The organism is Desertihabitans aurantiacus, from assembly GCF_003344635.1.
Taxonomy (GTDB): Bacteria; Actinomycetota; Actinomycetes; order Propionibacteriales; family Propionibacteriaceae; genus Desertihabitans; species Desertihabitans aurantiacus.
This window is the reverse complement of record NZ_QPKK01000090.1, coordinates 1-13,184: the sequence shown is the minus strand read 5'-3', so window position 1 is coordinate 13,184 and position 13,184 is coordinate 1. Positions and strand designations below refer to the sequence as shown.

11 protein-coding genes are annotated in these 13,184 nt (G+C 71.4%); 10 read left to right on the top strand and 1 reads right to left on the bottom strand.

Annotated elements, in window-relative coordinates; translation table 11 throughout:
* The first annotated feature begins 315 nt into the window (after positions 1–315).
* From DVA66_RS09295 to DVA66_RS09275, 5 genes are all read left to right on the top strand, one after another.
* Positions 316–1,560 (top strand): branched-chain amino acid ABC transporter substrate-binding protein, encoded by a 1,245-nt coding sequence (locus DVA66_RS09295; protein ID WP_198671619.1) that lies wholly within the window; start codon positions 316–318, stop codon positions 1,558–1,560.
* A gap of 73 nt (positions 1,561–1,633) precedes the next feature.
* The gene (locus DVA66_RS09290; protein ID WP_114559832.1) at positions 1,634–2,626 is read left to right on the top strand and encodes a branched-chain amino acid ABC transporter permease; all 993 of its coding nucleotides are present in this window, start codon (positions 1,634–1,636) and stop codon (positions 2,624–2,626) included.
* Positions 2,623–4,350, top strand: coding sequence for a branched-chain amino acid ABC transporter permease (locus tag DVA66_RS09285; RefSeq protein ID WP_114559831.1), 1,728 nt, complete (start codon positions 2,623–2,625; stop codon positions 4,348–4,350). Before DVA66_RS09290 ends, DVA66_RS09285 begins: the two co-directional genes overlap by 4 nt.
* Positions 4,347–5,204: an ABC transporter ATP-binding protein gene (locus DVA66_RS09280; RefSeq protein ID WP_232821866.1), complete on the top strand. Its 858-nt coding sequence runs from the start codon at positions 4,347–4,349 to the stop codon at positions 5,202–5,204. The genes DVA66_RS09285 and DVA66_RS09280 overlap by 4 nt, the downstream gene beginning before the upstream one ends.
* Positions 5,197–5,901 (top strand): ABC transporter ATP-binding protein, encoded by a 705-nt coding sequence (locus DVA66_RS09275; protein WP_114559830.1) that lies wholly within the window; start codon positions 5,197–5,199, stop codon positions 5,899–5,901. Before DVA66_RS09280 ends, DVA66_RS09275 begins: the two co-directional genes overlap by 8 nt.
* A gap of 10 nt (positions 5,902–5,911) precedes the next feature.
* On the opposite strand, the gene DVA66_RS09270 is transcribed toward DVA66_RS09275, so the two are convergent.
* On the bottom strand, positions 5,912–6,316 hold the full coding sequence (locus DVA66_RS09270) for a PaaI family thioesterase (RefSeq protein ID WP_114559829.1): 405 nt from the start codon (positions 6,314–6,316) through the stop codon (positions 5,912–5,914).
* A 39-nt stretch (positions 6,317–6,355) separates the two neighbouring features.
* On the opposite strand from DVA66_RS09270, the gene polA reads away from it, so the two are divergent.
* The 5 genes from polA to DVA66_RS09245 all read left to right on the top strand — a co-directional run.
* Complete coding sequence (gene polA, locus DVA66_RS09265; RefSeq protein WP_114559828.1) at positions 6,356–9,100, top strand: DNA polymerase I; 2,745 nt, start codon at positions 6,356–6,358, stop codon at positions 9,098–9,100.
* 206 nt (positions 9,101–9,306) lie between these two features.
* Positions 9,307–10,776: a 30S ribosomal protein S1 gene (gene rpsA, locus DVA66_RS09260; RefSeq protein WP_114559827.1), complete on the top strand. Its 1,470-nt coding sequence runs from the start codon at positions 9,307–9,309 to the stop codon at positions 10,774–10,776.
* An 89-nt stretch (positions 10,777–10,865) separates the two neighbouring features.
* Positions 10,866–11,477 (top strand): dephospho-CoA kinase, encoded by a 612-nt coding sequence (coaE, locus tag DVA66_RS09255; RefSeq protein ID WP_114559826.1) that lies wholly within the window; start codon positions 10,866–10,868, stop codon positions 11,475–11,477.
* Positions 11,478–11,579: 102 nt separating this feature from the next.
* Positions 11,580–12,851 carry a PrsW family glutamic-type intramembrane protease gene (locus tag DVA66_RS09250; protein ID WP_114559825.1) on the top strand — a complete coding sequence of 424 codons (1,272 nt, stop codon included), beginning with the start codon at positions 11,580–11,582 and terminating at the stop codon, positions 12,849–12,851.
* The coding region (locus tag DVA66_RS09245; protein WP_198671618.1) for a hypothetical protein at positions 12,848–13,184 on the top strand (337 nt) is incomplete at its 3' end. The genes DVA66_RS09250 and DVA66_RS09245, both read left to right, overlap by 4 nt.

Below are 13,184 nucleotides of genomic sequence, written 5' to 3'. Positions count from 1 at the left end.
GGCCGAGGGCGTCATCGAGCACGCCAAGAACAACAAGGCCTCCACCATCAAGCGCCCCACCCGCTGACGACTCCCCGACGCGCCCCGGCCATCCCGGCCGGGGCGCGTCGTCGTCCCCGGGCAGGGGCCCGGGGCCGGGCCGCCGCAGATGCTCGCGTGACGGGCGGGTTACGGCGGGAACATTCCTCCGACAGGTGCATAACGAAGTGGCAACGAGCAGGAGTCGCGCGATTCCCGGCGGGTGCGCCCGGGCGTAGTGTTCGGCTCGACTCGCGGGGGAGTGGCTCCGTGCGGTCGTTCACTCCAGGAGGAATCGTGGCGAAGAACCGCATTCTCGTCGCAGGGGCCACCCTGCTGGCAGCAGCGATGGCGTTGACCGCGTGCGGCACGCGCGCCGAGGAGGGCGGAGGTGGCGCCGAGGGCGGCGCCGGCGGTGGTGGTGGTGAGACCAAGACCGCGGTCATCGGTGTGGTGGCCCCGCTGTCGGGCGACCTGGCCCCGCTGGGTCTGGGCATCCAGCACTCGGTCGAGCTGGCCGTGCAGCAGGCCAACGAGTCCGGGGCGATCCCCGGCTGGACGCTGGAGGTGCAGCCCGAGGACGACCAGGCCACCCCGGACGTCGGCCGCAACGCCGCGACCTCGCTGTCCTCCGACGCCGATGTCGTCGCGATGGTCGGCCCGCTGAACTCCTCGGTCGGTCAGGCCGTCCAGCCGGTCTTCGACGCCGCCGGGATCCTCCAGGTCTCCCCGGCCAACACCAACCCCTCGCTCACCCGCGGTGCGGACTTCGACACCGCGCCCGAGCGGACCTACCCGACCTACTTCCGCACCTGCACCACCGACTCGATCCAGGGGCCCTTCGCGGCGCGCTACCTGTACGAGACGGCCGGCATCACGCGGGTCGCGACGGTCCACGACAAGAAGGCCTACGGCCAGGGCCTGGTCGAGGCGTTCAGCGCCGAGTTCGAGGAGCTGGGTGGCGAGATCGTGGCCGCCGAGACCATCAACCCCGAGGACGACAACTTCTCCGCCGTCATCACCTCGGTCGGCAACGGTGACCCCGAGGCGCTGTACTACGGCGGGGAGTACCCGCAGTCCGGCCCGCTGTCGCAGCAGATGAAGGCCGCCGGGCTCGACATCCCGCTGATGGGCGGCGACGGGATGTACAGCCCGGAGTACATCGAGCTGGCCGGTGAGCAGTCCGAGGGCGACCTCGCCACCTCCGTCGGCGCCCCGGTGGAGGACCTCGCGTCGGCCCAGCAGTTCGTCACCGACTACGAGGCGGCGGGCTTCCCCGACCCGTACGAGGCCTACGGCGCCTACTCCTACGACGCGGCCCAGGCCGTCATCGAGGCCCTCAAGGTCTCGCTGCCGGAGGCCGAGACCGCCGAGGACGCCCGGGAGGCCACCGTCGAGGCCATGGCCAGCGTGTCCTTCGAGGGCGCCACCGGTCCGGTCGCCTTCGACGAGTTCGGCGACAACACCACCCGCATCCTCACCGCCTACAAGGTCGAGGGCGGGGCCTGGGTGGCCGACCAGACCGACGAGTTCGAGGACTGACCCACTCCACACGTCAACCACACGGCGGGGACGGACGCTCCGGTCCGTCCCCGTCGTCCGGCCAGGAGTGACGATGGATCCTGCCTACTTCTTCCAACAGCTCGTCAACGGACTGACCCTCGGGTCGCTGTTCGCCCTCATCGCCGTCGGCTACACCGTGGTCTACGGCATCATCCAGCTCATCAACTTCGCCCACGGCGAGATCTTCATGGTCGGCGCCTTCGGCGCGCTCGGCACCTGGATCATCCTCGGCCGGGCCGAGATCACCGCCTGGTGGATGCTGCCGGTCATGCTGGTCGGCGCCGTCGGGGTGTCGGTGCTCACCGCGCTGCTGATGGAGCGCTTCGCCTACCGCCCGCTGCGCCGGGCCCCGCGACTGGCCCCGCTGATCACCGCCATCGGCATCTCGGTCTTCCTGCAGGAGTTCGTCCGGCTCTTCTACGGGCCGATCCCGAACGGGCTGCAGCGCCTCGTCTTCGGTGACGACATCCCGTTCGAGTTCCCCGACGCCAAGGCGGCCCCGCGCTTCCCCTCGATCGAGGGCGTCAGCGGCGGGTCCTTCGTGATCGGCGGCGTCACCCTGCAGTACGCGGCGATCTTCACCGTGGTGGCGCTGGTGCTCTGCTGGATCGGGCTCTACTTCTTCGTCAACCGGACCCGGGTGGGACGGGCCATGCAGGCCACCGCCCAAGACCCCGACACCGCCCGGCTGATGGGCATCGACGTCGACCGGATCATCATGGTCGCCTTCGCCGTCGGCGCCGCGCTGGCGGCGGTGGCCGGCATCGCCCACGGTCTGCAGTACACCAACATCGAGTTCCGGATGGGCTTCCTGGCCGGGCTCAAGGCGTTCACCGCCGCCGTCCTCGGCGGTATCGGCAACATCAACGGCGCCGTGGTCGGCGGGCTGGTGCTCGGGCTGGTCGAGGTGATGGCCACCGCCTTCATCCCCGGGACCTTCGGCGGCTCGGCCTGGAAGGACGTCTGGGCCTTCGCCCTGCTCATCCTCGTCCTGGTCTTCCGGCCGCAGGGTCTGCTCGGCGCGAGGGTGGTGGACCGGGCATGAGGCGGCCGCAGATCGTCACCGACGAGCGCCGACGCCGCCACGGCGGCACCGGCTGGCTGGTCGCCCTCGTCGGCGCCGTCGTCCTGGTCGGGGCGCCGTACCTGCCGTGGGCCTACGGCGACGAGGCCATGGACGACATGACCTACCTCGGCGGCCCCTCGCCGACCCAGTTCCTCGGGCTGGCCCTGGGGGCGGCGCTGCTGGTCTGCCTGCTGGCGGCCCGGTTCCTGGTGCCGCGGCTGCCCGCGGCCCGCCGCCGCTGGTTCGCCTGGCACACCGGGGCCTCGGCCGTCGCCACCGGCGCGCTGGCCTTCCAGGCCGTCGTGGTGGTCGCGGTGGCACTCGAGCTCGGCGGGCTGGTCAACGTCGAGTACGGCGGCTGGATCGCCCTGGCCGGTGCCCTGCTGGCGTTCGCCGGGACGCGGCTGCTGGTGCCGGAGCGGACGGCCACCCTGGGGCGGGTGCACAGCCCCGGCTGGCTGGTCATCGTCGTCATCGCCGTCGTCATGCTCGGCAGCCTGCTGCTCATCGCCCACGCGCTGGACGAGGACGACCCGGGCGTGTTCATCGCCCTGCTGGTGTTCGTCGGTGCCGCGGTCGTGCTGGTGCTGCGGGTCGGCCTCGGCGGCTGGTTCTCCAGCCAGACGGCCCGGTTCCGGCCGGTGCTGGTGATGGCGGCCTTCCTGGTGGCCTTCGCGTTCCCGTTCACCCAGGACGGCTCGAACGCCAACATGTCGATCGCCACCCAGGTGCTGATCTTCGCCGCCACCGCCCTCGGGCTGAACATCGTGGTCGGACTGGCCGGTCTGCTCGACCTCGGCTACATCGCCTTCCTCGGCGCCGGCGCCTTCGTGGCCGCCATCCTGTCGGGTTCGGCGTTCAGCGCGGTCGGGTGGAACCCGCCGTTCATCGTCACCGTGCTCATCAGCGGGGTGGTGGCCTCCGTCCTCGGACTCATCATCGGCTCGCCGACGCTGCGGGTGTCGGGGGACTACCTGGCGATCGTCACGCTCGCCTTCGGCGAGATCTTCCGGCTGGTGATGATCAACCTCGACGGCAACGACGGGCCCGATCTCACCAACGGCTCCAACGGCATCCCCAACATCCCCGACCTCAACCTCCTCGGGTTCGACTTCGGGGAGCCGCACGTCATCCTCGGCGTGGAGATCCCGCGGTTCGCCAACTACTACTTCCTGCTGCTGGTGCTCATCGGCCTGGTGATCGTGGTGTTCGCCAACCTCAACCGCAGCCGGATCGGGCGGGGCTGGGTGGCCATCCGCGAGGACGAGAAGGCCGCCGAGGCGATGGGGGTCAACGTCTTCGGGCTCAAGCTGTTCGCCTTCGCCGGTGGTGCCTTCCTGGCGGGGGTGGCGGGTGCGGTCAAGGCCCACCACGACATCTCGGTCACACCGGACCAGTACGTCTTCCTCGAGTCGGCGTTCCTGCTGGCCGCGGTGGTGCTGGGCGGCATGGGCACCATCCTCGGGGTGCTGGTCGGGGCGACCCTGCTGCGGCTGATGCCGGAGAAGCTGCGCTTCTTCGACGAGTACCGGCTGCTGGCCTTCGGTCTGCTGCTGGTGGTGATGATGCGGTTCCGGCCCGAGGGGCTGATCGCCAGCCGGCGCCGTCAGCTGGAGTTCCACGAGGACGACGAGGAGCTGGCCGCGCACACCGGCGAGACACCACCCGGCGCCGGCCGGGTCGAACCGGAGGGAGCACGGTGAGCACCACCGCTGAGCAGGCGACGTTCGACACCCTCGAGGCCGATGAGGTGCTGCTGGAGGCGCGCGGGGTGACCATGCGCTTCGGCGGGCTGGTGGCCGTCGACGGCGTCGACCTCACCGTCCGGGCGGGGGAGATCGTCGGGCTGATCGGCCCCAACGGGGCCGGCAAGACGACCTTCTTCAACTGCCTCACCGGGCTCTACAAGCCGACCAGCGGGGTGGTCTCCTTCGCCGGACGTCCGCTGCGCCCGCGTCCCCGGGCCGTGGTGAGGGCGGGGATGGCGCGCACCTTCCAGAACATCCGGCTGTTCCAGAACATGACCGCGCTGGAGAACGTCATGGTCGGCCGCTACTGCCGCACCTCGGCCGGTCCGCTCACCTCGATCGTGCGCGGGCCGAAGTTCCGCCGCGAGGAGGCCGAGACCCGGGCCCGGGCCCAGGAGCTGCTGGAGTTCGTCGGCATGCCGGACGTCGCCGACACGCTGGCGCGCAACCTGCCCTACGGTGACCAGCGCCGGCTCGAGGTGGCCCGCGCCCTGGCCACCGACCCGCAGCTGCTGCTGCTGGACGAGCCCACCGCCGGGATGAACCCGCAGGAGACCCGGCAGGCCGAGGTGCTGATCCAGCGGATCCGCCAGACGGGGTTGGCGGTCGTGGTGATCGAGCACGACATGCGGTTCATCTTCAACCTCTGCGACCGGGTGCTCTGCCTCGTCCGGGGCAGCGTGCTGGTGGAGGGGACGCCCGAAGAGGTGCAGTCCGACCCGCGGGTGATCGAGGCCTACATCGGGACGTCGGCCGACGAGCCCGACGAGACCGGCAGCACGCCGGAGGACGGAGCACCCCGTGCTTGAGGTCAGGGACCTGGTGGTCTCCTACGGACGGGTCCGCGCGGTCAAGCGGATCAGCTTCGCCGTCGAGCAGGGCCAGGTGGTCTCGCTGCTGGGCACCAACGGGGCCGGCAAGACCACCACCCTGCGCACCGTCTCCGGTCTGCACACCCCCGACTCGGGGGAGATCTGGTTCGACGGCGAGCGGATCGACCGGCTGCCCGCGCACAAGATCGTCCAGCGGGGTCTGGCGCACTCCCCGGAGGGGCGGCGGATCTTCCCGCGGCTGACCGTCGTCGACAACCTCATGCTGGGCGCCTTCGCCCGCCGCGACCGCGGTGCCGGGGCCGACCTGGCCCGGGTGTACGAGCTGTTCCCGATCCTGCACGAGCGGCGGAACCAGCCGGCTGGCACGTTCTCCGGCGGTGAGCAGCAGATGCTGGCCATCGGCCGGGCGCTGATGAGCCGGCCGCGGATGCTGATGCTGGACGAGCCGTCGATGGGGCTCAGCCCGCTGATGATGAAGCGGATCATGTCCACCATCGCCGAGCTCAAGGCCGAGGGCGTGACCATCCTGCTGGTGGAGCAGAACGCCTCGGCCGCCCTCGCCCTGGCCGACCACGGCTACGTCCTCGAGGTCGGCTCGATCGCCTTCGACGACACCGGCGCCAAGCTGCTCTCCGACGACCGGGTGCGCCGCACCTACCTCGGCGAGGACTGAGCCCCGTCCCTCAGCGGGGGGCGACGACCGCGCAGGTCAGCCGGGCGCTGCCGATCCGCTGCCCGGCGTCGTCGGTCAGCGCCACCTCGTACATCGCGGTGGTCGAACCCAGCCGGAGCGCGGTCGCGGTGCCGGTCACCCAGCCCGAGCGGACCGCCCGGTGGTGGGTGACGTTGAGGTCGACCCCGACCGCGACCCGGTCCAGGGTGCGGGCGTGGGCCAGCGCGGCCATCGAGCCCAGCGTCTCGGCCAGCACCGCCGACGCGCCGCCGTGCCACAGCCCCAGCGGCTGGGTGTTGCCCTCCACCGGCAGCCGGCCCACCGCGCGCTCGGGAGCCAGCTCGAGCAGCTCCAGCCCCAGCTTGTCGTCGAGGGCGCTGTGCAGCGGTCGGACCCAGTCGGGCAGCTCAGTCATGGCCCGCACTCTGTCAGGACCACGCACTAGAGTCGCGACGTGGTCACGCCGAAGCCAAGCACCGATGCCGCCGTCCCCGCCCAGGAGCGTCCGCGCCTGCTGCTGATCGACGGGCACTCGGTGGCCTACCGGGCCTTCTTCGCCCTGCCGGTGGAGAACTTCTCCACCCGGACGGGCCAGCACACCAACGGCGTCTTCGGGTTCACCTCGATGCTCATCAACGTGCTCCGCGACGAGCAGCCGACGCACGTCGCGGTCGCCTTCGACGTCTCCCGCACCACCTTCCGCACCGAGGTGTACTCCGACTACAAGGCCAACCGCAGCAGCTCCCCGGCCGAGTTCTCCGGCCAGGTCGGGCTGGTCAAGGAGGTGCTGGACGCCCTCAACATCGTCCACGTCGAGATGGAGGGCTGGGAGGCCGACGACATCATCGCCACCCTGGCCACCCAGGCCGGCGAGGCGGGCATGGACGTCCTCATCTGCTCCGGCGACCGCGACGCCTTCCAGCTGGTCACCGACCGGGTCACCCTGCTCTACCCCCGCCGCGGCGTCTCCGACCTCGCCCGGATGACCCCGGCCGCGGTGGAGGAGAAGTACTTCGTCACCCCCGCCCGCTACCCCGAGCTGGCCGCGCTGGTGGGGGAGAGCAGCGACAACCTGCCCGGCGTGCCCGGGGTGGGGCCGAAGACCGCGGCCAAGTGGCTCGAGCTGTACGACGGCCTGGAGAACGTCCTCGACCGGGCGCACGAGATCAAGGGCAAGGCCGGCGAGGCGCTGCGGGAGCGGGTCGACAGCGTCCGGATCAACCGGCAGGTCAACGCGCTGGTCCGCGACCTGCCGCTGCCGGTCACGCTGGAGCAGCTGCAGCGGCGCACCTGGGACCGCGAGGCCACCCACACCCTGTTCGACAGCCTGGAGTTCCGGGTGCTGCGCGACCGGCTGCTGGAGACCCTGCCGCAGGAGGAGACCCAGCCCGAGGGCGGGTTCGAGGTGGCCGGGGAGGTGCTCGCGCCCGGCGCGCTGCAGGGCTGGCTGGACGCCCACGCCCGCGGCAAGCGGACCGGGCTGGACGTCATCGGGCACTGGGGCGCCGGGCGTGGTGACGTCAGCGGGCTGGCGATCGCCTCGGTGGACGGGACGGCCGCCTGGGTCGACGTCGCCGAGCTCGGGCCCGAGGACGAGCAGGCGCTGGCCGGCTGGCTCGCCGACGCCGAGCAGAAGAAGACCCTGCACGACGCCAAGGGGCCGCTGCTCGCACTGTGGTCGCGCGGCTGGGAGCTGGGCGGGTTGGAGTCCGACACCCAGGTGGCGGCCTACCTGCTGCGTCCCGACCAGCGCAGCTACGACCTGGCCGACCTGTGCATCCGCCACCTCAAGCGCGAGCTGCGGATCGACGTCGAGGACGACTCCACCCAGGACACCCTCGACTTCACCTCCCCCGAGGAGGCCGGCGACGACGACTCCGGCGTCGGCGCGGCGGTGAACGCCTCGATGGTGCGGGCCCGCGCGGTGATCGACCTGGCCGAGGTGCTGGACGCCGAGCTGGGCACACGCGACTCCACCCCGCTGCTGCGCGAGGTCGAGCTGCCGCTGCTGCGCACCCTGGCCGAGATGGAGCGCACCGGGATCGCGGTCGACGTCGACTACCTGGAGGGCCTGGAGTCGGAGTTCGACGCCGCGGTGCAGAGCGCCCAGCAGTCGGCCTACGACGTCCTCGGCAAGGAGATCAACCTCGGCTCGCCCAAGCAGCTGCAGGTGGTGCTCTTCGACGAGCTGGGGATGCCCAAGACGCGGCGCACCCGCACCGGCTACACCACCGACGCCGACGCCCTGCAGCAGCTGTTCGTCAAGACCGAGCACCCGTTCCTGGCCCACCTGCTGGCCCACCGCGACGCGATCCGGCTGCGCCAGACCGTGGAGGGGCTGCTGAAGTCGGTGGCCGACGACGGCCGCATCCACACCACCTACATCCAGACCATCGCCGCCACCGGGCGGCTGTCCAGCACCGACCCCAACCTGCAGAACATCCCGATCCGCACCGACGAGGGACGCCGGATCCGCCGCGCCTTCGTGGTGGGGCAGGGCTACGAGTCGCTGCTCACCGCCGACTACTCCCAGATCGAGATGCGGATCATGGCCCACGCCTCGGGCGACGAGGGGCTGATCGAGGCCTTCCGCAGCGGGGAGGACTTCCACACCGTCACCGCCTCCCGCGTCTTCGGGGTCTCCGCCGAGGAGGTCACGCCGGACCGGCGGGCCAAGATCAAGGCGATGAACTACGGCCTGGCCTACGGGCTGAGCGCCTACGGCCTGAGCCAGCAGCTCGGCATCGACACCGCCGAGGCCAAGGGGCTGATGGAGGAGTACTTCGAGCGCTTCGGCGGCGTCCGCGACTACCTGCGCTCGCTCGTGGCCGACGCCCGCCGCACCGAGTACACCTCCACCCTGCTCGGGCGCCGGCGCTACCTGCCCGACCTGATGAGCTCGAACCGGCAGCGCCGGGAGATGGCCGAGAGGATGGCGCTGAACGCCCCGATCCAGGGCTCGGCCGCCGACATCATCAAGGTCGCGATGCTCAACGTGGAGCGGGCGCTGGAGGCGGAGGGGCTGCGCAGCCGGATGCTGCTGCAGGTGCACGACGAGCTCGTCTTCGAGACCGCGCCGGGAGAGCACGAGGCACTGGAGCAGCTGGTCCGCACCCAGATGGGGCAGGCGATGGAGCTGTCGGTCCCGCTCGACGTCTCGGTCGGGTTCGGCCGGTCCTGGTTCGAGGCCGCGCACTGAGGACGTCCCCGTCCCGGCGGCTGATCCGGCCCTTTGCCGTCGGGGCGGGCGCGAGGTAGTCTTGCGCAGCGCTGTGTCTCGCGTGCCCTCGTACCGAGTGGGGTGACGCACCCGCTCAACGGGTCGGTCGTTCTCGCTGGTCGGTCCGGGGGTAACCGGACGCAGCACCCACACCACACGCACGTCCACAATCGGAGCCCTACTACATGACGTCCTCCCTCGAGGCAACCCCGCAGGTCGCGATCGACGACTTCGGGTCTCCCGAAGCTTTTCTGGCGGCCATCGACGCCACCATCAAGTACTTCAACGACGGTGACATCGTCAACGGAACCGTCGTCAAGGTCGACCGTGACGAGGTCCTGCTCGACATCGGTTACAAGACCGAAGGGGTGATCCCCTCCAAGGAGCTCTCCATCAAGCACGACGTCGACCCCTTCGAGGTGGTCAGCGTCGGTGACGAGATCGAGGCCCTGGTCCAGCAGAAGGAGGACAAGGAGGGTCGCCTGATCCTGTCCAAGAAGCGGGCTCAGTACGAGCGCGCCTGGGGCACGATCGAGAAGATCAAGGAGGAGGACGGCGTCGTCACGGGTCACGTGATCGAGGTCGTCAAGGGCGGTCTGATCATCGACATCGGCCTGCGCGGCTTCCTGCCCGCCTCGCTGGTGGAGATGCGGCGCGTGCGCGACCTGCAGCCCTACGTGGGCCAGGAGCTCGAGGCCAAGATCATCGAGCTGGACAAGAACCGCAACAACGTGGTGCTGTCCCGCCGGGCGTGGCTCGAGCAGACCCAGTCCGAGGTCCGCCAGAACTTCCTCACCCAGCTGCAGAAGGGCCAGATCCGCAAGGGTGTGGTCTCCTCCATCGTCAACTTCGGCGCCTTCGTCGACCTGGGTGGCGTGGACGGCCTGGTGCACGTCTCCGAGCTGTCCTGGAAGCACATCGACCACCCGAGCGAGGTCGTCGAGGTGGGCAACGAGGTGACCGTCGAGGTGCTCGACGTCGACCTGGACCGCGAGCGCGTCTCGCTGTCGCTCAAGGCGACCCAGGAGGACCCGTGGCAGGCCTTCGCCCGCCTGCACCAGATCGGCCAGATCGTGCCGGGCAAGGTCACCAAGCTGGTGCCGTTCGGTGCGTTCGTCCGCGTCGAGGAGGGCATCGAGGGTCTGGTGCACGTCTCGGAGCTGGCCGAGCGCCACGTCGAGATCCCCGAGCAGGTGGTCAGCGTCAACGACGAGGTGATGGTCAAGATCATCGACATCGACCTCGAGCGTCGCCGCATCTCGCTGTCGCTGAAGCAGGCCAACGAGAACGTCGACGTGAACGCCGACGACTTCGACCCGACGCTGTACGGCATGGCCGCGTCCTACGACGACCAGGGCAACTACCTCTACCCCGAGGGCTTCGACCCGGAGACCCAGGAGTGGAAGGAAGGCTACGACGAGCAGCGGATCGCCTGGGAGCAGCAGTACGCCGAGGCGCACGCCCGCTGGGAGGCCCACAAGCGCCAGGTGGAGGAGGCCGAGAACGCCGACGCCCAGGCCGCCAGCGCTCCGCAGGCGTCCTACTCCTCCGCGCCCGCGCCGGCCCCGGAGACCGGCGACGAGGGTGGTGGCTCGCTGGCCTCCGACGAGGCCCTGCAGGCCCTGCGCCAGAAGCTGACCGGCGGCGGCAGCTGACCGGAGCTGGCTGAACGGATCGCACCGCGGCCCCTGACCCCTCGTGGGTCGGGGGCCGCGGTCGTCCCCGGGCCTGCCACGATGGCGACGTGACCAGACGGGAGCGGATCGGGCTGACGGGGGGCATCGCGTCGGGCAAGAGCGCCGCCGCCGAGGTGCTGGCGGGGCTCGGCGCGGTGATCGTGGACGCCGACCTGCTGGCCCGCGAGGTGGTCCAGCTGGGCACCCCCGGGCTGGCGGAGGTGGTGCGGCGGTTCGGCGCCGGCGTGCTCACCGCCGACGGCGCACTGGACCGTCCCGCCCTCGGCCGGCTGGTGTTCGGCGACGAGCGCGCCCGGCGCGACCTGGAGACGATCATCCACCCGCGGGTGCGGGCGTTGGCCGCGGAGCGGGAGCGGGCCGCACCGGAGGGTGCGGTGGTGGTGCACGTCATCCCGCTGCTGGTCGAGACCGGCCAGCAGGACCGGTTCGACACGGTGGTCGTGGTCGACGTCGACCCGGCGACCCAGCTGCGCCGGCTGCGCGGGCGTGACGGCTCGGACGAGGCGGCGGCCCGTGCCCGCATCGCCGCGCAGGCGAGCCGGGAGGAGCGGCTGGCGGCCGCCGACGTGGTCTGGCGCAACGACGGCGACCGGGACGCGCTGCGCCAGCAGGTCGAGGCGTGGTGGAGCTCCCGCGGGCGGCGTCCGTTACCGAAATGAGATCTTGCGGTGGCGTCGTGACCGGGCGCGGTCGCCCCGTGGTGCGCCACGCTGGGCCCAGCGGATGACGAGGTGTCCGCTGCCGACCTAGGAGGTTGCCGCGTGCCCTGCCCGCGTTGCCAGACCGATCTCCCCGAGGTGGCCCACTACTGCCACCACTGCGGTCTCGACGTCCGCAGCAACGACGTCACCCGCCGCAAGTCCTTCGCGGTGAAGCCGGACGAGCCGGTGGCCTCGTTCTCGCTGGTCTCGACGATCATGCCCCGCGGCGTCACCGAGCACCCGCAGACCTACCGGCTGGCGCTGCTGATCGCGCTCACCCTGGCGCTGGGCACCGCCATCTTCGGCGCCCTGCCGCTGGCGGTGATGATCGCGGCCTTCGCCATCCCGGTCGTCTACATCGTCTACCTCTACGACGTGAACCTCTGGGAGGACGAGCCGGTGCCCGTGGTGGCCCTGGCCTTCGGCCTCACCGGCGTGCTGGCGCTGGTGTTCACCCTGATCTGGACCATGCTGCGCGGAGCCACCTTCTCGGTCGGTGACCTCGGCCTGGAGGCGTCGGGAGGCGGCGCCCCGGAGGTCACCGACTTCCTGCTGGCCGCGCTGCTGGTGCCGGTGGTGGGGGAGGTGCTGCGCCAGATCGGCCCGGTGCTGCTGGCCCGCCGCCGCGAGTTCGACGACCTGATGGACGGGCTGACCTTCGGGATCATCTCCGGCGTCGCGTTCGCCGCCTTCGACACCCTGGTCAAGCACTGGGACCTGGTGGTCGGCGGCGGTCGCGGGGTCGACGAGCCAGGTCTGTGGGCGTCGCTGATCTTCCTCGAGGGCTTCGTCAAGCCGATCATCATGGGCACCGCCACCGGGATCGCGGTCGCGGAGTTCTCCGGTCTGGGCAGGGGCTACGACGGGTTCACGCCCCGCTACGCCCGCGGGGTGGCCGAGGCGGTCATCGCCAACGTGCTCTACGGCGCCGGCGTCTACTTCTGCGGGTTCGCCCCCGATCCGACGCTCGGCGTCATCCTCAGCGTGGTGTGGGGTCTGCTGATCGCCGCGGTGCTGATCCTGCGGGTGCGCAACGTGCTCCACCACGGGCTGATGGAGGCCGCCCTCGAGGCCGAGGCCCGCGAGGTGGTGGGCGAGACCGGCGAGCTGGCCTTCTGCCGGCGCTGCGAGATGCCGCTGGTGCCCGGCGCCGGGTTCTGCAACGCCTGCGGTGCCGCGATCAAGGTGCAGCACCGGCTGCACGGGCGCACCGGGGGAACCCCGGCCCCGTCCGACGGTCCACCCGCGGAGCCGACCGCCGGCGGCACCGCCGCACCCGGGGGCACCGCCACCGCCGTCAGCACCGAGACCGCCCGCGAGGAGGAGCGATGAGCCAGGGTCCCTGGGGACAGCAGCCCGGTCAGCAGCCGCCCCCGCAGGGGCAGCCGCCCTACGGCGGTCAGCCCGGCTACGGCGGGCAGGGCCCAGCCGGTCAGCCCGGCTACGGCGGGCAGGGCCCAGCCGGTCAGCCCGGCTACGGCGGTCAGCAGCCAGCCGGTCAACCTGGCTACGGCGGGCAGGGCCCGGGGGGTCAGCCCGGGTACGGCGGACAGCCCGGCTACGGCCAGCAGCCCTACGGCGGTCGTCCGGGTCCGGGCGGGTACGGCCCCGGCGGCCCCGGCGGCCCGGGCGGGTACGGCCCCGGCGGCCCGGGCGGGTACGGCG

What these genes read in the sequence shown, in the direction of transcription:
- DVA66_RS09290 (WP_114559832.1), top strand. Translation starts at nt 1,634, where the DNA reads ATGGATCCTGCCTACTTCTTCCAACAGCTCGTCAACGGACTGACCCTC.
- DVA66_RS09285 (WP_114559831.1), top strand. Translation starts at nt 2,623, where the DNA reads ATGAGGCGGCCGCAGATCGTCACCGACGAGCGCCGACGCCGCCACGGC.
- DVA66_RS09270 (WP_114559829.1), bottom strand. Translation starts at nt 6,316, where the DNA reads ATGACTGAGCTGCCCGACTGGGTCCGACCGCTGCACAGCGCCCTCGAC.
- rpsA (WP_114559827.1), top strand. Translation starts at nt 9,307, where the DNA reads ATGACGTCCTCCCTCGAGGCAACCCCGCAGGTCGCGATCGACGACTTC.